The following is a 20,389-nucleotide window of genomic DNA, read 5'->3' as shown; positions in this document are numbered from 1 at the left end:
AGCCAGAGCCTGTTTACCATTATGTTTATCGCCCAGAGTATCAGTTCAGTACATACGAGCTAAAAGTAAACGATATCCTGCGCCAAACAGCCGATGATAATGTGATATCGCTTTACCCCAAAGAGCGCCCATTAATTGGCTCAAGCGACGACATGGTTACCATGATGTACGACTTATTGGCATCAAACAGCGACGCGTTAGAATTTTTAGGTGAAGGCCAAGAGCTTGTGTTTTCACTTGGGGCTGATGAAATCAAAGCCACCATTGGCGAATCAGGTCAAGTACGTTTTGAACGCCTTGACCACATTGCAGCGCTAGATGTTGAAGATTTTGTGACGCTAAGTCTCTACAACAACACCGACCCCACTAACGTACTGTGGGATTATGCGTTTGAAGCTGTAGCACTTGATACGCGTTGGGCAGGCTATGACAACATTGGTGAAGATGGCACTATCTATGTGAGTGCAGACGACCCAGTTGTGCCACTGCAAAGCCTTATTGTTGGTTATGCAAACCGTCAGAATAAAACTCCGGTTGAAATTAAATGGGATGCCAAAGGTTCAGGCAGCTTTATTAATTTAGATAATAACAATGCTGAAAACGGCGTTTTTGCCGCAGATATTCAGCTACCGCCATACACTGGTACACGTGCAACCCCTTTTGTGTACTTTGCGGGCGATAAAGACAATTACGTTATTATGGATGCCATAGAAGTTGTGCCGGGAGTACCAGACACCATTGACTTAGTTGCAGATGGCGAGGCATTTATTTCAGGTTACGGTGAAATTACCGTAGACGTTACCGTTACCGATAAAAATGGAAATCTAGTCGCAGATGGTACTGCGATTAACTTTAGTTTAGATGGTGTAGGCATCATCGCATCATCAGATGATGAAACAAAAGGAGGCAAAGCCAGTGCCACAATTATAGGTGCTGAGTTGCCTGAAGAGTCGTTGACTCTGACTGTCCAATCTGGAGATGCAAAAGTAACTCATTTAACTTCCATAGCTCCCCTTGTCATCGAAATTGATGACTACCCTACAAGCATGGATGCAAATGAACAATACCAAATGTCAGCTAAAGTAACTACTCCGGGCGGAGAGGCAGCGCGGGGCGTGTATGTTAACTTTGGTAGTAACGTGGGTAAATTGACGCGGACTCGTGTCATGACAAATGGTGAAGGTAAGGCGTCTACATTTTTATTCAGTGGTTTTAACGAGCTAAATGATGTTCAGTTAACGGCGCGTGTTGGACTTGTTCCTGGTGTATTAGTTGGCAGTACAGTTAAAGCCAAACCAATTGAAAATAAACATTTGCGTGCGACGCATCTTGCTCGCCTAACACCACAACAAAAACAACATGCAGTCTCACAAAAATTGCAAAATACGCCACGCTATGCAAGCACAACCGGTGCTATGGTGGTGGGAAATGAAGTCGAAAATGGCATTATAAATCACGTACGCGACGACAGTGTTAGAATCAATTTACCGTATCAAGCTATTACTGATATTACCCTCAATGGTACTGAAGGGCTCACCCAGCAGTTAATTTTGGGAACCATGGCAGAACCCAATTTGCAGCCAATAGCGGGTTATGCAATGGATGCACTCGAAGAGCAAGATGTTGCTGAATTTAATAACCTACACCCTGGCCTTGCTAAGCATATAGTTGTCACTGAAGACCATCCACTCAATATCGGGACTAGTTTTAAATTTTCGTCAAAAGCAGTTCAAAACCCGACAGGGGAATGGGAAAGCAGTCGTATTGTGGTGCCGTTGAGTGCCCGCTTTAAAGTAGCGCAAGATGTCGGTTTTAGAATCGATTTAAAAGCGACAACAACAAGCGGTGAAATATTTAACTTAGAAGGCGGTGCACAAGGCTTAACAATTAACGAAGATGCTTCGTTGACATATTACCTTCATACAACTCAAGGCAAAGCGTCTGTTACAACGCCACCAATCGAATTGAATAAATGGAGTACTGTTGCGGGTCGATATCAGAATGGCCAACTAACGTTAGAAGTCGATGGGCAGCGAACTTCAGTTACTGCTAATGGTGAACTTGTTTACTCAGTCACACAAAGGGGACTGACTATTGGCCAACAGTTTAATGGTGCAATGAGCAACTTTAAAATGTTTGACTGGGGAGTGCACCATTACTGCAATTTGCCAATGCAAGTGGCGAAATGAGTTATACCTTCTTGCCTAATGAGCTTAGCAAAGAAATAAACCTTCACAGTACAGGTGCGTTTAACCAAGATGGACAAACGGCAAAATCGCAACGTATTGGGATTAACATTGATGGGTACCAGTATTTCGTATCAGTAATTGATAAAGAGTATTTCCGTCAAATGGCCTTGTTGTATGTCGATATTAACAAGCCAGATGGTTATCCGCCATACGACCCAAATTATCAAGCTTATACCCCGTTTCCACTCATTTCAGTGGCGCATGCAGGTTTGTTTGACTTTGATATAACAGACTATGTATTTGAAGCCATTAAACTTGCTATTGGCCTTGCGTTACCGATTGACGAAGGTAAAGGGTTGGCAATGCAAATTTATTATGCGGCAACGGGCTCTGATAACTTTGACCCATTAGAACTCACACTGAATGCCATAGGTGTGTTAACTGTAATACCGATTGCTAAACCGTTATTACCGGTTGTTAAAGTACTAAATAAAGTATTAGTACCGCTGAACAAATCAAACCCGAAGTTTATAAAATCCATTGGTGGTGTGATGGGTAAAGTCGCCGATGAGTTGATGGATAATAAATATGATACCTTGTGGACATTAATGCCATTCCTGCTGATTGCTGGTGAGATGGCGCTTGATGAAGAGGCAAGGGAAGGCTTAACTATTCTAGTTAAATCCATTGCCAGCAGTGATGACTTGTTAGCGTGGATGGAATACTTGAGCTTACCGGCTGATGGTTGGGAAGGGAATGGGGAGCCGCCGCCAGTTGATTTAACGGCGTCTTACTCACAAGAACACGCACGACCTTATTTCTCGCCGTCAAATGGGGTGATGGGGGTTGCGTATGCTGGGAAGAATTTCACTGCTAGACGTATCGCAGGCCTAATTTTAGGAAAAAGCCTTTATAAACTCGCTCAAATGAAACAGTTAAAAAATAATCCGCAAGTTTTAAGTTCCGTAGTGGGCGATATCGCGGAGCAGGCTGCTAAACAAAGTACGTCATCCTTTAGAAAATTATTGTTTAAAGCAGGTGCTTTAAAAGTTGGGGTTGCATTAGCAAGAAAAGCATCTAATGGATTAAAGTCAATGATTCGCGGTGATGATAAAGCCCGAATAGACCCCAAGTTACTTATGGCATCAATCATATATTTAGAATACCAAATGGATAACGATTTGATATTTGCTAATGGTACTGAGGAAGACAAAAATAGCTTAATTGAATTAAGAGAGCTTTATGCACGTATGTTCTTACCAGGAGGTAATGGTAAAAAATATGGAGCGCGATTCCACCTAGTCCAAATTGCATATCGTCATTTACTTTCTAAAACGGGGTCTTTTCCAAAGGTAAAAGCAATTGAAAGTACACGCCCTATTCATTTTGTTGAGGATGCTATTCCATATAAGCGAGGGGTTGATATTATTTTGGAAGATAACAAGGGTAAAGAAATATGGCTTGAGCTCAAGTCATTTGAAAAACCTTTTGATAAAAAACGCTTTGGCGCTTGGAAATACCGTGGAAGAGCAGACCGAACTTCTCATATTCATAAAGAATTCTATTCCGATTATTTGGAATTGAAGAATGATAATGACGACGTTGGAGAAAATCCAGATTTGGCAAAAATTATGTGGCGATTTCAAGAGTTTGACACCAAAAAAGTGAATAAAAAGTCAACTGCTAAATCCATTAAAGGTCCAGACATTGCGTACCTAAAATCAACTTTTAAGTTACATAATTATTTGTGCGCATCGGCAAAATCAGCTAATGAAGATGAAATACTCAACAAGACTGGACTCACGAAAAAAGCGCTGAAGGCAAGTTGTAACAGCTCCTTTTATAATATTGTTGATGTAAATGATACGATGTCGTTTATTGAAGAATTCGTTAATAATGGTTTGTTTGAAGATATAGGTGACTTTGCAAATGACTAACTACTGGCAAGTTAATAATCGAAAATGGATAGATGAAAGAAAGTTACTTTGGCTTCCTTTAAAAAAACGTTTAGTTGGTATGGAAGAATTCGACAACGATCAGTTAAACGTATTTGAATCCTATTTTATAACAGGAAAAATGGATTTTACTGGTGACTACCGTGACGTTGTTCCGTTAGTGTATATGTTTGCTTGGCATCCAAGTAATGAAACTGCCGTGTGGTTAGCTGAGTTTAACAAAATGAAATCACGCGTAGATGCAGAGGATAGCATTCCGTATGCCCTTTCTCGAAGCTATGAACTCATTAAAAGTTTTGGCACCAAAGGTACATATTTTCTTGAAAACGCAGCATCAGATTGCTTTATGAAGAAAGAAAAAGAACTTTTCGAAATATTTTTTGATAAACCCAGTATATTGGGGGATTTTAACTCTATTAACGGCTTTTCAACTGCAATTGATAAAACTATAAACCAACTATTTATCAATGCATTTAGTTATCCAAATTTAGCTTTAAATGATAATAAAACTGAGGTCCACTTTTTAGAGGGGTTTCCACGCTATATATTGCCAAAACTAAAGTTCTGGTTAACGGATGAAATATATGATCGTTATGCGTCTAGCATTAAAGGTAATTTTGAAGTTAATGAAACGAAACTCTTATTACTTAAAAAAAGGCTTTATCACTATTACCATTTATCGCTTAATTGCAGTGCTTTGACTCCTGAAATGGCCAAAATTATTGGAGAATGGGTTACTCAAATAGAAGCACCAGAAGTATCACTGAAATGGCGTACAGTATGGGAAGAAGTAAAAAAGCTCACATCTTCTGATATTGAAGCTCTAGAAAAAGAGCTTTGGGCAGATGAAGAAGACGATGAAGATGATGGGGTAGAAGAGTTTAATGATGAAGACAATGTGATGATTGATTACTGGCCGCAATTAATTAAATTATGCGAAAAGTATCAAATGGCAGTACACAAAGAGAATTTGCCTTCTCCGTTAACTCAATATCACCATTTATCATCATTATTATGTGATTTGACCGGCTTAACGCCAATTGATTTTGGTAATTTAACGGAAATAATAGATGAGCCAATTGAAAGCTTAATAACTCAGTTCTTTGAAAGTGTAGAAACAGCCACTAATGGGAAAATCAAGATAAATAACCTTTCAATTAAATGGATTGAAGAGGAAGAAGAACTCGAAGTCAGTTTTAAAACAGGTTTACAATTAAAACCATTTAAATTTGAAATAGAAGTAGAGGATTGTTTTAGGTTTATTGATGAATTTACCGATTGGCTAAAAAAACAATTGAAGAAAAACATCATAGCGGTTGATACGGACACATGTAGCCAAGTATTTATGTTGCCAAAAGAACTTGCCATGGAAATAAAGTCAAGCTGGCCTATGGATCATGAACACTACGAACGTATTGTTTATCCAGAATAAACATCAATGGAGCATCAATGGTGTCAGAGTCGTTGAAAACTAAGTTGTAGAAACTTATTTAGTTCGCAGAGTTAAGGTTATTGAATTCAATTCGTTCTGTGATTATTTAGATAGTTAATCTAACTAGGCATAAATAGAAACAAATTTGATATACCCTCATATTTAGAAAGGAAGCGAATATGATCAAGTTTACGTTTTGCCAGCTTCTGCTTTAGAGGCAAGATAGGGGTGAAACTTACCTTTGATGATATGTTGATTGGTATAATAGCATTAGCAATTCAGTGGTAATAGCGCGCTTTTTAAAGCGAGAAAGTCATACTTAAAAGTTGGGGTTCGATTATTAGCCCTAATCGTAACTATGTTCCAAAATACATAAGTTAATCACTATAGCGTATTGTTTCTTAAACTAGCTTTTAGTCATAGATGTACGCATTCATATCGAGGGGTTTAATTAGAATGCGTATGTGATTTTGAATGAAAAGCCAACAGCGTAGAACTGGTATTACACTTTTCCCTATTACTTTTGATTTGCTACAACCACCGCTGTTTTAAGACGTTGACTGCCAAAGACGGCCATTGATTGAACTACCTCGATGGCAACAGGTAAATGTTGGCAATCAATATCGCTATGGATAGGTTTGTTTACATTGGGGTTGTGCACATAAACGCATTTGCTGTTATGACAAACATTTTTATTGGAATATCAAAAGTGTAAAGGTCAACATGTGCTAGTTGTTTCTTGGTAAATAAACCGGCCTCAAATTCTCTTCAATCTTGCCTTTAAATTAAACCCAATTGCTAAGAATTAAGCACTGGCGTTTTGCCTTCGAAATTCACTTGGTGTTACCCCAGTTTGTTGTTTGAATGCTTTGTAAAAAGAAGAACGCGCGTTAAACCCCGCAGCCAAGGCAATATCAAGCACCGAACTTTGGTTTGCAATAATGTGTGGTTTTGCAGCCTCAATGCGCCATTGGTTTACGTAATCAAAAAAATTAAGGCCTAATGTTTCATTCAATGTTTGTGAAATGTAATTGGGCGAAATAGCAGTATGCTGTGCCAGCTTTTGTAAAGATAAGCTTGAATCTAAGTAAAGCTGCTCATTTTCCATTACCGCATTTATTTTTTCGGCAATACGTGCTGATTGCGCTTGGCTAAGTGCAGAGCGTTGGTATTTTTGCTGGCGGTTATCGCCTTGATGTGGTTTTTGGCTTTGTAGGTCTTTGATTTCTGTTTTGGCATCGCCTAACACAAACGCGTTTTCACCTATCAGTGCGGGTTTTTGTTGTAAACCAAAGTGCGTCAAACTCCAAAGTAAAAGGAGCGATAACAACACTTCAACTCTGGCATTAAACAGCACATTATTAAATAAGCTTGATGCAAATAATGTGGTGAGAGAAAAAAGCCAAACGCACAGTGCGCTAAAGAGTAGCCAATTTATCCATTTTAACTCTTTGTTTTCATTGTTAGAAAAAACATTTTTTAGCTCTTTTCGATAATCGCTCAAACGGCGAACAATACAATACAAGGTATAAACGCAGTGCAATAGCCAAAGCACCATCATAATCAACATGGTGGTAAACAATGTGCCAACAAGCGGGTGATTTACAGTTACATCGTCAATAAAAATAGCGCGGTGAATATCGCTTGGCAGCGTTAATATCATCACTGAAACCACCAGTGCAGGAATCACTAACACACCGTGCACAGCATGTTTTTTAGTGAATTTCCATGGCGTATTGGAGGTGATCCCCTCAATATAAAACCAAAGTGACGGGCAAAGTACAAAAAGGGTGGGGAATACCAATGCGGTATAAATCAAATACGCACTTTCAAACAGTGTTGCCACAATAGAATTTATAGCAAGTAATCCGCATGCTAATAAAAATACTGCTAAAGGCATAAAAGTGGCGTTAGCGTGACAGCGAGAAACTAATAGTGGCACACTTAAACTAATTTGCCCCACCATAACGATGCTTAGCACTAGTACTATTGGGTCGGTCACTGTTTACTTCCTTTTATTGAAAAATATCCATTTTTACAGCAAAAAAGTGTCCGCGCTTTTAGTCTCGGACGACTTAACCCTTTATAAATTATATTGTTTATTTTAGTCAAGCGAGGGGCAACGCAATGAGAACAACACGCTCACATAAAAATGGGCGCAAACAATTAATAATGGAGTAAGCATGAGTCAAACTAACCAGATGCCAAGTGGTTTGGTAAACGACACCATAAATGTAAAGCTTAAATTAGCAGCACTTTGGGCTGCTGTGATGTTTTGTTATGTTTATGGTGATTACATCGAGGTGTATGTGCCCGGGGTTATGTCTAACGCGATGGCGGTAAGTGCCAATAGTGAAGGGCTACAAGCAAAATTTTTTGCAGTAGCGTTTTTAATGTCAATTCCAAGTTTGATGGTATTTTTATCGTTAATCTTAAAACCCACTGTTAACCGCTGGTTAAATATTATTATTCCCGCATTATTTGTGCTTTTGTTAATAGGGCTAAACCTAGAAACTACGTGGATTTTTTACCTTTATTTAACTGCGTTAGAAATTATGTTGTCGCTTGCGACCATTTGGTTTGCATGGCGATGGCCTAAAAATGACGCGTCTTGATCTGCTTTAAATTGATTGCTGTGGCGCCAGTTAACTTATTTTTCATAATCGTTTTGGCGCCATTTGCTACACAAAAAAGCATCAGTTTTATAGATAACCCATCCTAATGGCGAGAAATAATCACGAAATTTATTTAACTTTTGCGATATTTTTATGAAATAAATGCTAATATTGCTTTTTGTGTATTAATCGTTTGGTAACGCAGCTGTTAACTGTTTGATTTACCAAGATTACATATTAATTCGATATTGCAAAATAATGATGTGGTTAAAATATAACCCCTTGTTGTTGCGCAAAATTGAAGCGAAACGATTATAAATTACCGATTAACTGTCGTGCTAATCCATTATTAGCAATTACTCGGTATGAGCAAAAAGGCGCTACTTAATGACAACATCCAATTCTTTCTTGCGTTTTAGCAAGTTAAATTCAATCACCCTTTCTTTGATTGCAGCTTCAAGCTTTGCCACTGTGGCGAATGAAGCAAACGAAACGCAAACAGCTAAAAAAGATATCGAAGCGATTACGGTAACAGCTACCAAGCGCTCGCAGGTTATTTATGAAGTGCCTATCGCGATGAGTGCGTTTAGTGGCGATAAACTAGCTGAACAAGGTATCTCTGAAATTACTGATGTAGGTAAATTTGTTCCTAACCTAAACATCACTGGTTTTTCAGCAGGTCATAACTCATCGGCTAACCCGTTTATTCGTGGTATTGGTTTACAAGACCACCTGATCACAACGGATCCTGGCGTAAGTGTTTATGTAGATGGTGTTTATTTAGGTCGCCAAGTAGGTCAAAACTGGAACCTAGCAAACATTGAGCGTATTGAGGTATTACGCGGCCCGCAAGGTACGCTTTATGGTCGTAACTCAATTGGCGGTGCGATTAACATCATTACCAAACAAGCAAACAGCGAGTCGGTTACTAAACTTTCGGCTGAAGTGGGTACGCGCGAACGTGTTAAAGGTGATGTATTTATTAACCGTGGTCTTACTGACAACTTAGCCTTTAATTTTAACGCAGGCTACAACCAACGCGGTGGCTTAGGTGAGTTTATTAATTTACCAGAAGCAAAATACGATGTAGGTGAAAACCGCGAGTTCCACGGACGTGTATCGGTTAAGTACGATGCAACCGATGATTTAAGCTTTGTGATAACAGCTGATGCAAATGATGCAGAAGGCGGCCTTCGCCCGTACACGACATTAATTGATGAAATGCCAAATGGCGCATATTACACAGGCATGCGTTTTGGCAGCCCAACACCAACGGGTCCATTACGTAACTCTGATGTAGCAGCAGACCCATACGACAACGCAACAGGTTCGATTGAAGTAACGGAAGTAACTAATAAAGCAAACGGCGTGTCGCTTACCACTAATTACGACATTTCAAACGACCTTGGTGCTAAATTTATTTTAAGCAAACGCTCGTCTGAATATAAAGCGGGCCTTGATGATGACAGTACAATTTATGCACTTGATCATTACCCAGAGCGCGGTGAAGCTGACCAAACATCTGTTGAGCTACAGCTAAATGGTTATTTAGGTGACTTTGATTTTGTATCGGGCCTATATTGGTTTGAAGAAGAAGGTAGCAACCGTCAAGGTGCTGATTCACGCTTCAATGGCGGTGCTAACTTACTTGAGCTAGACCAAACAACAACAAGTAAAGCGGTATTTGTGAATGTTGGCTACGACATGACAGACGATTTACGTGTATCGGGCGGTTTGCGCTATACCCAAGATGAAAAAGAAGCAACGGCAAACGTAGGTATTGGTCCAACGTATGCGGAAGATGATTGGAGCCAAGTAAGCTACGATTTATCGGCTAATTACACCCTTGAAAATGGCTTAAACGTGTACGGTAGCATTCAAAGTGGTTACCAAGGTGGTCAGTTTCCAGCACGTCCTTACTGTTTATTCGGTGATGCAAGCTGTTTTGTTGCGACTGACAATATTACTGCGGTTAACTACGAAGTGGGTTTAAAAGGTCAAGTTACAAGCAACTTTAGCATGAGTGTTGCGTTATTTAACACTAACTACGACGACTTACCTTACCAAGTTAGCACGACTTCGGAAGGTGGTTTTGATACGCGTAACTTAGTGGTTTCACAAACATCACGCGGTATCGAGTGGGAAGGTACCGCTTATATCACTGATAACTTTAGCGTACACACTAGCTTAGGTTATATGGATGTTGACGTAGATGAGCAAGACGGTGTGAAACCTGTTGCACCACTTACACCTGATTTAACGGCGTCAATTAGCCCAAGCTATGAGTTTGCGCTGTCAGATGGGTCAATCATCAATACACGTATTGATTACTCTTACCGCAGCGACATGTATGGTGAGCCGAGCTCAGATCCAAATCGTTTAACTGAAGTTGAAGCGCGTAGCCTAGTTAACTTTACCGTGGGTTACTCTCCGGCAAATGCAAACTGGCGCGTTGACCTATATGGTCGTAACATCTTTGACGAACGTTACGATGATGCGCGTTTAAATACTGGCGATTACGTATTAGTAATTAAGAGTAATGACGCAAGCGAATTTGGTGTACGTTACTCAATGACATTCTAATTATTACGTGATTAACCTTTTGGTTAGAAATATTGGTTGTGCTTACGCTGTAACGTTAACTCGGTAACAGCGCATTGCGAAAAGTACTTCTACCCCAAAACCTGAGGTTACGTAAAATGTAAAAATAAAAGGCGCTTAGGCGCCTTTTTTGTGTTGTTACATCAATAAATTCAGTTAACCACATCATTTAGCTACGCTGTTTAGAGCAGCCGCTTTCGCTTTTATTACAAGCAAAAACAACAGGCATGGATCAATCAAAATTAACAAGAACTACAGTTACGTACTTTTTGTGATTTGAATAATGCGTGAGAGAATATAAGGGGTTATAAACTAAAGCTCATGTTTACTTACTTGAATACATAAACACGCATATGAAATGATCATTTAGTTAATTTACATTTTGTTTACATTCGGGTTTTAATTGATTTGCAAAAAATGGGCGCTGCATATCGTAATTTAAATGTGGTTTTCAACTTGATCAGCAATGTAAGGCAAAATCGGGGTTTTTAGTTAACCTTACTGCATCGTAAATTTATAAAGCAAAAGGTATTGTTTTTTAAGTTTTTTCACTCATTCTTTTTCATTATTTTGCTTTCTCGGTTACAAACTTTTACAAAGCATAAACTATTTAGAAATAATTACCATTTAGATTTTTATATCTAATATTTGTGATCAGTAATCTTATTTAAGTATAAATAATTCATCATTTAACACCCTTTTATCGGTACAAATGTTAACAAAATGAAAATGAAACTTTGATGTGTTTATTTTTTGAGCTAGGTTTTTTAGCAGTACTTAACCCCAAAGCAACAAGGAAACGTCATGTTTAAATATTCAAAAACAATGTTACTCATAGCAACGGTGTGTTCTGCTAATTTTGCCCATGCAAATAGCGATAAGTTGATTCAAGTAAATGCCAGTAAACAAGTACCAAACAAGTATGTTGTAGTATTTAACTCAGTACCAAAGAGTCTAGCGAGTGGCGGTATCGCTGAACAAGCTAAAGAAAATGTCGACAAAATTCGTGGTAAATATGGCGTTAATGCCAATAAATTGTTTGGTAATACCCTAAACGGCGCACAGTATACGCTGTCGAAAGGTCAGCTAAAACAGTTATTAAAAGAAGATCTTGTTCAATTTATCGAACCTGAGCAAATCATCTCGGTTGATCCAATCGTATCTAGCAATGCAAACCAATCAAATGCGATTTGGGGTTTAGATCGCATTGATCAGCGTGATTTACCATTGGACAGCAATTATTCATACAACTTTGATGGCTCAGGTGTGACTGCTTACGTAATTGATACTGGTGTTCGTAATACGCATAACGAATTTGGTAACCGTGCAAGCAGTGGTTGGGACTTTGTAGATAATGACTCGGATGCATCTGACTGTAATGGTCATGGTACGCACGTAGCTGGCACCATCGGTGGTCAAAACTATGGTGTTGCGAAGAACGTTAACATTGTGGGTGTTCGTGTACTTGGCTGTAACGGTTCTGGCAGTACGTCGGGCGTTATTGATGGTATTAACTGGGTGAAAAACAACGCTAGCGGCCCGTCGGTTGCGAATATGAGTTTAGGTGGCGGGGCATCATCGGCAATTGACCAAGCGGTTGAGGCGGCGGTGGCTTCGGGCGTAAGCTTTGTGGTTGCAGCGGGTAATGATAACAGTAATGCCTGTAACTATTCGCCTGCACGTGCAACAACGGCGATTACTGTTGGCTCGACTACGTCAAGTGATAGTCGTTCAAGTTTCTCAAACTATGGCACCTGCTTAGATATTTATGCGCCAGGTTCGAGTATCAAATCAGCGTGGTATAACTCAGACTCATCTGAAAATACCATCAGTGGTACATCAATGGCATCACCGCATGTTGCAGGTGTGGTGGCACTTTACCTTGATGAAGACAATAGCTTAACGCCAGCGCAAATCGACAGTAAACTCTCAGCTGGTGCTAGCAAAAACAAAGTATCGGATGCTAAATCGGGTTCACCTAACGAGTTGTTATATGCGCTTGAAGGCACAGTCGACCCAGAGCCGCCGGTTGTAACAGAATTGATTAAAGATCAAGCCGTATCGGCTGCAGGTGCTGCGGGCAGTGAAACCAGCTATTTTGTTGACGTGCCAGCGGGGAAATCGAGTTTATCTATTTCACTTTCGGGTGGTCAGGGCGATGCAGATCTCTATGTGAAACAAGGCTCAGCTGCCACCACAGGTAACTATGATTGTCGCCCATATAAAAACGGCAATAACGAAAGTTGTGAGTTTAACACCCCAGCGGCTGGCAAATATTACGTGATGCTTCAAGGTTACTCTGCATATTCAGGCGCAAGTTTAGTCGCTACGTATAGTGCTGATGGTGGTTGTACGGATTGCCTAGATAACGGCGTACCGATGGCAAACTTATCGGGCGATGCTAACAGTCAAGTATTCTTCAAAATTGACGTACCAGCAAACCAAACACTTACGGTAACCACAGCAGATGGTAGCGGCGATGTAGATCTGTACGTGAAAAAAGGTGCTCAACCAACGACAACTGATTATGAATGTCGTCCTTATCGCTGGGGCAATAATGAGTCATGTAGTTTAAGCAGTGGTGCAACTGGTGGAACCTACCACATCTTACTTAACGCTTACTCTGCGTACGCAGGTGTTACGCTAACAGCAAGTTATTAAACATTAAGTTCTCTGAAGTTAAGCCAGCGTATTCGCTGGCTTTTTTATGAGCTGACGTTTCAGATGAAGACACTGTAATTGGTTTGTGTTTATCGGAGTATATGAAATAAATAGTTGTTTATATTGTAATTAGCGTTATACCTTGCCAGTATAATTCTCTTCAAATTAACACGTTACTGTATGGATGCAGATGCCACCGCTTATTAAAAACGCAAAAGCGCCAACACTCGGCTGGGTGATTATCATTATGTTGCTCTTTCTCATTCCCACTATTTTTTATATTGAAAGCGGCGCTATTCCTGCGGGGCGAAGCGGCGAGGTAATTTTACGAGAAGAGTCTCCGGTATCATTTTGGTTCCATATAATTGGTGCGAATACGATTTGGCTATTTATGCTTTATCTTTATATAAAAGCACGTAAAAAATCGTAGATTTAAATCATCTCAACTTGCCAATAAAGGCGATTAGGGTTACTGTTTTGTACCTGTTTTGGTTTTTATGGTTCAGGCGTGTTAGCTTGATAAAAATGTGACCACTTCTTTAAAACTGATAGCGTGTATACTGAGTGCCATGTGCTTGTTGGCTATGCCATGCCAAGCAAAAACTCTGAGCATTGCTATCGGCGAATATCCGCCTTATTCAACCCGTGCCAAAGGCGAGTTTAATTTCGTACCTGCGGTTATTCGCGCCGCATTTCAAACACAAGGTTATCGCGTAAAATTTAGTTATTTCCCGTGGGGACGCAGTTTTGTAGAAGTGCAAAAAGGTCATTTCGATGTTGCTGCCTATTGGTTTTGTACCGAGGAAAAACAACAAGAATTTTATTGCAGTGAAGCACTTTACACCGAAACTACCTACTTTTTTTACAACACCAAAAAGCCGCTGGTGGATTGGCAACACATTGATGATTTGGCAGGCAAGTTAATTGGCGTTACAACTGGCTATAGCTATACCAAAGAATTATTAGCCGCGGGAAATGAATCAAAGCTCACACTCGATTGGGCGAATACCGATAAACAAAATTTAGCGCGATTAATAAAAGGTCGGATTGATGCTTTTCCAATGTCGCTTATTCCCGCTAACTACATGTTGAAAAAAGAGTTTTCTAAACGTCAACGTAAGCGACTAGCCTATCGCAAAAAACCGCTGCGCAGCGACACCACCCATTTACTGTTTAAAAAAGATCGCGAAGCGTCATCCGAGTATCTAAACGCATTTAATAAAGGCTTGGCTGAAATAAAACGAAATGGGGTCTTTGATAAGTTAGTCAGTCAATTGCCGTCAAACAGTAAACAATCAACTGACAAACAGGATATGAATTAAACGCTATTTATCGCTGTTTGTTATTTAAGCGCGCAGTGCGCCCTTAAATAACAAAGCATCACAGTTTAGTTCGTTGCAACGAGAGTTGTTGGCTTGGTAGATGGCATATAATCTTGCCACCATGCATGTGTATTTGCCGCTTGTCCGAGCTGTTGAATTTCACCCACTATTGGCGTGTTTAGATTAACAGCATGCTGTGTTGCTTGGGTTAAGATCCGCTCTAGTGGTTCGTACCATGCGTGAAACGCTAAATCGAATGTGCCATTATGGATTGGCGTCATTATCTTGCCGTTTAAATCAAGGTGCGCTTGCAGACTTTGCTCTGGTGTCATGTGCACATCTGGCCAATCTTTATCGTAGGCACCGGTTTCAATAAAGGTCATATCAAATGGGCCATAGCGCTCGCCAATGTCTTTAAAGCCAGAGAAATAACCAGAGTCACCGCTAAAATATAAGGTTTTAGCGTTAGCAGAAATTACCCAAGAACCCCATAAGCTTTTGTTGCCATCATTCAGTGCTCTGCCTGAAAAATGCTTAGTGGGTGTAAAGGCAATAAAACCGTGTGTCGTTGCTAACTCTTGCCACCAATCAAACTCTTTTACTTTTGTTGGGCTGATCCCCCATTTTGCTAAATCACCCGCAACACCCAGTGGCACTAAAAATTGTTTAGTTTTATCTGCAAGCAGCTTCACACTGTGTTTATCGAGATGATCATAATGATTATGGGAAATTAGTACCTTATCGATAGGAGGAAGCGCTTCTATCGAAATTGGTGTTGGGTGAAAACGCTTTGGCCCCATAAATGTAAAGGGTGATGCGCGCTCTTCAAATACAGGGTCGAGTAGCCAAAATTCACCATATACTTTAAGCAAAATAGATGAGTGACCAAGTTTTATAATATGGATCTCGTTATCGCCAAGTAATTCAAGTTGTTCGCGCGAAACGGTGTTCATCGGTAGTGGCTGTTCTGGTATTGCATTGAGCTTTTTCTCCGTAAAGTAACGGACAAAAATACCGGCAACTTTGCGCAAACTATTTGGCGCCATGGTGTCGGCGTTATAGAACTTACCATTTTTGTATAGGCTTTGATTGGGCGCTTTTTTCGTGCCCTCAGTTGCTAAGTTATTGTTCACAGTGCAGGCTCCAATAAATAAAATAATGAGTAAAAGGCTTAACCACTTAATCGTTTTCATCGAGTTTCTCTAAAAAATGTAAACTACACGGTGTAGTTTTTCATTAAATGATAAAAAAGTAAACTGTGTAGTGCAGTTTTTTTTAATTAAGTTTAAAATGAGCGAGATTGTTAATGAGAAAACTATGAAATTATCTGAGCAAAAACGCATTCATATTCTAGATGCTGCAGAGCAGCTGTTTTTTGAAAATGGGGTAGCGAATACCAGTATGGATGAAGTGGCTAAAACGGCTGCGGTATCTAAACGTACTGTGTACAACCATTTTGAAACAAAAGATGCGCTTTTTTACGCCATTATTGAACGCATGATGGGGCAACTAAATAATATTCAAACAGTTATATTTGATGGAACTAGGTCGCTCAAAGCACAGCTTTTAACTATCGCAGAGCATGAAGTTTCGCTGTTTCGTTCCGACAACTTTTTACGTGTTGCTAAAATCGCTTTTTTGCAAATGTTACAAGCGCCCGAGTTTGCAAAACAACTGAGCGCCAATTCAATTGGCTGTATGACATATTTAGAACAGTTTTTAACTGATGCAGTGTCAGCACATAAAATGCAGATTGATGACAACGAACTCGCGGCGAAGCAGTTTGTTTATCAGCTGAAATCTCATATCTTTTACCCACGCTTATATGGTTTCGATGTGCCCAGTGAACAACAAGAAGTTTATTTAATTGAACAAACCGTCGAACTGTTTTTAGCGCGCTATGGCTGTGAACAATAATAAAAGTAGCTACTGCACAATTACAAAATTTATCTATACTTTCTTGATATTGGTTTAATAAACAAACTGGGTTTTATGCGTTTTATTGTTTATATAATCTGCTTTATCTCTTTGTTAGGTGTATTACCTACAAAAGCCGAACAAATCACTGTTGCAGCGGCGCATTGGCGCGAATTTTCAGAGCCAGGAGGTGAGGGTATTTACCTTGAATTGGTTAAGCAAACTTTAGCAGGCAAGCAGTTAAAATTTGATGTTGGCAGCTATGCACGCGCTAAGCGCCTGTTTAAAAATCACAAAGCGGATGTGTTAGTGGGTGTCTACAAAAATGATAAAACGTTGCTGGGGGACGTAACTTATCCTAAATATCATTTGGATATGGAGTTTCCCATTATTGCTATCTACAACCCGCGCACGACAAAACTTCGCCACAGTGAAGACTTTAAAGATTTAACCGTTGGGTGGTTTGAAGAATACGCGTATAACCGTTACGTGCCAGAGCATGCGCAGAGCTATCGTTTTACTGATATTCATAAAGCGCTTATGTTACTGGAATCGGGTAAAGTGGATGTGGTTGTAGACCATATTTATAACCTTAGCGAGCGGCAAAAACTGATGTTTGAAACCCTTGAGTTGCAAGGAAAAACACCAATTTGGTTGGTTTTTCATGACAATGAACGGGGGCGCTTACTTAAAAATCAGTTTGAACTAGCGTTTGAACAACTTTATCACTCAAAGGCGTTAGCTGAGTTGTTTGGTGAGCACTATGAGCATGCTAATTTCCCGAGTCTATTTCTTAATAAATAACACGAAAAGTAATCCAATTTAATGGCAACACCATATAACTAATATGAGATCGGATTAAGCAGTTAACTTACCATTTTTAACCCGAACTCATGTCTTTTACTAAAGGTTAACTAAGAGAAGTAATACGTGTCATTAGGTCGCCCTCGCAAGGAAAAAGCACATCCGCAACAGCAGCAATACTTAAAATCAGTGATCGCCGCGCTGCAAGCTGAGCCCGAGAAACTCAATATCATTAAGCAGAATATTGCGCATTATCAAAGCCAAGCATATTTAAAACGTGGTTTTTTGCGCGCACTGGAACGAATGGAATGGCTTTTTGAAGCAAATCTAACCATTGATGAGTTTTGCCAACAAATAATGGCAGATGATTACATTGGTAACCGCATAAGACGTTACCCATTAATCTTTAAAGGGATATTAGATAAGGCGTAAATACGAATGGTATTTGGGATCAAGGTTATCCCCAGAAATGGTGTGTAAGTCTGTTTAAAAGTGCTACTTTTTAAATGCAATCAAGGTACTAATGAACGTCATACTTTTGTCACAAAGCATAACGTTGCCTCATTATAAATTACGGTTGTTCTAAATTTGGCCGTTTACATATTGCCAAGTTTTACCATCATGGCGGTATACATTTTTAAGTTAAGCGCCATTTGCTCTGGTGTTAAATACTCGTGCTCAGAATGACCTGTGTATTTTTTGCCAGGCATAGACGGGCCAAACGACACAGCGTTATCAAATAGCTTAGCATTAGTGCCTCCACCAATCGAAACAAAGCTTGCATCTTCATCGCCAGTAAAATGCTTAAAGATATCTAAAAGCGCTTCAGCGTGCGGTGCATCATCAAGCAGCATCGGCGTGCCAATATGAATTTCCACATTGTTTAACGTCACATTGTTGTTAGCTTGCCAATAGTTAAGCGCGGTATCAATTTGTGATTTTAATAGTGCCTCTGTTTTGCCAACTGGGCGACGTAAATTAACCGATAATTTAAGACCCTCTTCGCTGTGTTTTAGCAGTGTTGGCGCGACAGTCATTGGCCCCATAAAATCGTGACGGTAGGCAATATCACCAAATTTCGCGCCGTATAAATCAAGGCCGATAAGTTGATTAATAAATTCGATGGCCTGACCATCGCTGTTATTCTCTAGATCAATACCTTTGAACACTTCTGCCAAGTGAGCGATGGCATTGTGTCCTGCTTCTGGCTCAGATGAGTGCGCTGATTCCCCTTTAACACTAACAAGCACGCTATCGCCTTTTGTCGTAAGTGTTACCTGCACATCTTTCAGTGCATTTATGTTTTGCTTAAGTATGTTAAGCGCTTGCGCATCCGCATTATGAAGTACCACACTGGCATCTTCAGGTATTTGGCTAACAAATGCACCGCCTTTTAATTCGCTAACATAAACACCGGTTTGTGGTGATGAACCTGTAAATGTCGGGGCAATTAAGCTCCAGCCTTTTTCGGCAACAACCACAGGGTAAGATGCATCAATAGTTATTGCATACTTTGGCTGCTGGTAGGTTTTCATAAAGCGCTTTAGTGGTTCCCAGTCTGATTCTTCAGCAAGGTACACCATCAGTTCAATACGATTGTTTAGCGTAACATTATTATCTTTTAGCGCTTTCATGGCATAAAGTGCTGTTGAAATTGCACCTTTGTCGTCTTCGGTACCACGGCCAATTAATTTACCTGGCTCTGAGGTGCTATCAAGTACAAATGGACTTTGCTGCCATTTTGTTGGGTCTGCCGGTTGCACATCGCCATGGGTCACTATGGTTACTTTGTCTTGTTGCTCACCCATGCCAATTAATACGGTGTGCCCAAAATCTTGATAATCAAAACCAAGCTCCGCCGCTTTAATTTTTAATAGCGATTTAAAGCCAATAAAGTCCGGATTTTGCGGTGTATCGATGTCTTTGTTATTAACGGTTGGAAACGACACCATATTGGCTAACGTATGTATTTGCGCATTTTGGTATTCTGCTACGGCGTATTGTGCCAACTCATCGGTTGATGGGCTAACGGATGCAAACGCATGGCTTGCCAGTAACGCGGCGCATGGAAGAAGAGCGAATTTCAAGGGAGCACTCCAAGGTAATTAAAGGTGAAATAAGTCCCAAGTGTAACACCGCTGAAGACTAAAAAAAGGGTTTTACGGTCAGCTCGATTTATGTTTTTGATGATTTATAAAACTGGTAAATATGCGCTGAAATAATTCGTCGATATCGGGTCGCTCTTGGGTGTGTTCAAACAAGCTGGTATGCACATCGGCTATTGCACGATCACCTTGCTGATGATGTTCGTAACATAAATTTACAGGTGAAACTAAGGTTGGCATATTTGCATTTACTAAAATGCAGGCCTGCGCCAGTACAATTTTACCACCGCCTTTTTTTAGTAATACACGCTGGGCTGTGCCGACGATTTTCTTACTTTTAATATTAAGATTGTAATCACCATCGCAATAGCTGCCGGGGGTGGCGTGGGTTTCAACCTTAATTTTAAACTGCTCAAAAAAAGAAGATAAAATAGCGCAAAAGTCTTTGTAGGCGTTTGGAATCGAGTAGGGAATATGTTCTTCTAACACATACATATAAGATACATTAATTACCCCTTCACATTGTGGCACAGGGGCGCCGCCAGTTTTGCGGGCGTATAGTTGCCAACCGGTTTTCTTTAGCTTTGTTTCGAGCGCTTCAGTTTGTTGCCATTTATTACCTGACGGTAAAACCAAAGTTGGCTTATCGCTTTGCCAAAGTAACAGTGCTTGGTCTAAATTGCCGTTTTGCAGTAGGCTAATTAATTCATTTTCTTTTTCAAAAACTGCTTCAACTGAGATTTGCTTGAAACGAAGTACTTTGGCTTTTACTTTTGACATTGCTAATT

General features: G+C 40.0%; 15 protein-coding genes and 1 pseudogene. 11 read left to right on the top strand and 5 right to left on the bottom strand.

Annotated elements, in window-relative coordinates:
- The 3 genes from C2M30_RS13930 to C2M30_RS13920 all read left to right on the top strand — a co-directional run.
- Positions 1-2,189: LamG-like jellyroll fold domain-containing protein (locus C2M30_RS13930; protein ID WP_199775891.1), on the top strand; the 2,189-nt coding region annotated here is incomplete at its 5' end.
- Positions 2,186-4,126, top strand: a complete 1,941-nt coding sequence (locus C2M30_RS13925) for a hypothetical protein (RefSeq protein ID WP_105172066.1) — start codon at positions 2,186-2,188, stop codon at positions 4,124-4,126. The genes C2M30_RS13930 and C2M30_RS13925, both read left to right, overlap by 4 nt.
- Positions 4,119-5,576 (top strand): hypothetical protein, encoded by a 1,458-nt coding sequence (locus tag C2M30_RS13920; protein WP_105172065.1) that lies wholly within the window; start codon positions 4,119-4,121, stop codon positions 5,574-5,576. Before C2M30_RS13925 ends, C2M30_RS13920 begins: the two co-directional genes overlap by 8 nt.
- A 517-nt stretch (positions 5,577-6,093) precedes the next feature.
- On the opposite strand, the pseudogene C2M30_RS13915 reads toward C2M30_RS13920, so the two are convergent.
- A pseudogene (locus C2M30_RS13915) lies at positions 6,094-6,243 on the bottom strand (peptidase C39 family protein); the annotation flags it as partial.
- A gap of 138 nt (positions 6,244-6,381) precedes the next feature.
- Positions 6,382-7,578: a helix-turn-helix domain-containing protein gene (locus C2M30_RS13910; protein WP_105172064.1), complete on the bottom strand. Its 1,197-nt coding sequence runs from the start codon at positions 7,576-7,578 to the stop codon at positions 6,382-6,384.
- A 181-nt stretch (positions 7,579-7,759) separates the two neighbouring features.
- On the opposite strand from C2M30_RS13910, the gene C2M30_RS13905 reads away from it, so the two are divergent.
- The 5 genes from C2M30_RS13905 to C2M30_RS13885 all read left to right on the top strand — a co-directional run bounded on the left by C2M30_RS13905 (position 7,760) and on the right by C2M30_RS13885 (position 14,775).
- Positions 7,760-8,191, top strand: coding sequence for a DUF6326 family protein (locus tag C2M30_RS13905; RefSeq protein WP_105172063.1), 432 nt, complete (start codon positions 7,760-7,762; stop codon positions 8,189-8,191).
- Between the two features lie 387 nt (positions 8,192-8,578).
- Complete coding sequence (locus tag C2M30_RS13900) at positions 8,579-10,774, top strand: TonB-dependent receptor (RefSeq protein ID WP_105172062.1); 2,196 nt, start codon at positions 8,579-8,581, stop codon at positions 10,772-10,774.
- Positions 10,775-11,596: 822 nt separating this feature from the next.
- The gene (locus C2M30_RS13895) at positions 11,597-13,453 is read left to right on the top strand and encodes a S8 family peptidase (protein ID WP_442792811.1); all 1,857 of its coding nucleotides are present in this window, start codon (positions 11,597-11,599) and stop codon (positions 13,451-13,453) included.
- Positions 13,454-13,643: 190 nt separating this feature from the next.
- Entirely contained in the window at positions 13,644-13,883 is a 240-nt protein-coding gene (locus C2M30_RS13890; protein ID WP_105172061.1) for a hypothetical protein, read from the top strand.
- Between the two features lie 97 nt (positions 13,884-13,980).
- A complete protein-coding gene (locus C2M30_RS13885) occupies positions 13,981-14,775 on the top strand; it encodes a substrate-binding periplasmic protein (protein WP_158683443.1) in 795 nt (264 codons plus the stop codon).
- Between the two features lie 65 nt (positions 14,776-14,840).
- Here the strand turns inward: C2M30_RS13885 and C2M30_RS13880 are convergent, their stop codons facing one another.
- The gene (locus tag C2M30_RS13880) at positions 14,841-15,968 is read right to left on the bottom strand and encodes an MBL fold metallo-hydrolase (protein ID WP_105172059.1); all 1,128 of its coding nucleotides are present in this window, start codon (positions 15,966-15,968) and stop codon (positions 14,841-14,843) included.
- A 124-nt stretch (positions 15,969-16,092) separates the two neighbouring features.
- Between C2M30_RS13880 and C2M30_RS13875 the strand changes: the two genes are divergently transcribed.
- From C2M30_RS13875 to C2M30_RS13865, 3 genes are all read left to right on the top strand, one after another.
- Positions 16,093-16,692 carry a TetR/AcrR family transcriptional regulator gene (locus C2M30_RS13875; protein WP_105172967.1) on the top strand — a complete coding sequence of 200 codons (600 nt, stop codon included), beginning with the start codon at positions 16,093-16,095 and terminating at the stop codon, positions 16,690-16,692.
- 75 nt (positions 16,693-16,767) lie between these two features.
- Positions 16,768-17,496 carry a hypothetical protein gene (locus tag C2M30_RS13870; protein ID WP_105172058.1) on the top strand — a complete coding sequence of 243 codons (729 nt, stop codon included), beginning with the start codon at positions 16,768-16,770 and terminating at the stop codon, positions 17,494-17,496.
- 126 nt (positions 17,497-17,622) lie between these two features.
- On the top strand, positions 17,623-17,928 hold the full coding sequence (locus tag C2M30_RS13865) for a hypothetical protein (protein ID WP_105172057.1): 306 nt from the start codon (positions 17,623-17,625) through the stop codon (positions 17,926-17,928).
- Between the two features lie 164 nt (positions 17,929-18,092).
- Here the strand turns inward: C2M30_RS13865 and C2M30_RS13860 are convergent, their stop codons facing one another.
- Together C2M30_RS13860 and C2M30_RS13855 are read right to left on the bottom strand one after the other, a co-directional pair.
- Entirely contained in the window at positions 18,093-19,583 is a 1,491-nt protein-coding gene (locus C2M30_RS13860) for a dipeptidase (protein ID WP_105172056.1), read from the bottom strand.
- A gap of 78 nt (positions 19,584-19,661) precedes the next feature.
- Positions 19,662-20,381: a lipoate--protein ligase family protein gene (locus C2M30_RS13855; RefSeq protein WP_105172055.1), complete on the bottom strand. Its 720-nt coding sequence runs from the start codon at positions 20,379-20,381 to the stop codon at positions 19,662-19,664.
- Positions 20,382-20,389 lie beyond the last annotated feature (8 nt).

It is taken from the genome of Pseudoalteromonas sp. T1lg24, from assembly GCF_002964745.1.
Lineage (GTDB): Bacteria > Pseudomonadota > Gammaproteobacteria > Enterobacterales > Alteromonadaceae > Pseudoalteromonas > Pseudoalteromonas spongiae.
The sequence above is the reverse complement of the archived record's forward strand: the minus strand, read 5'-3'. Positions and strand labels throughout refer to the sequence as shown.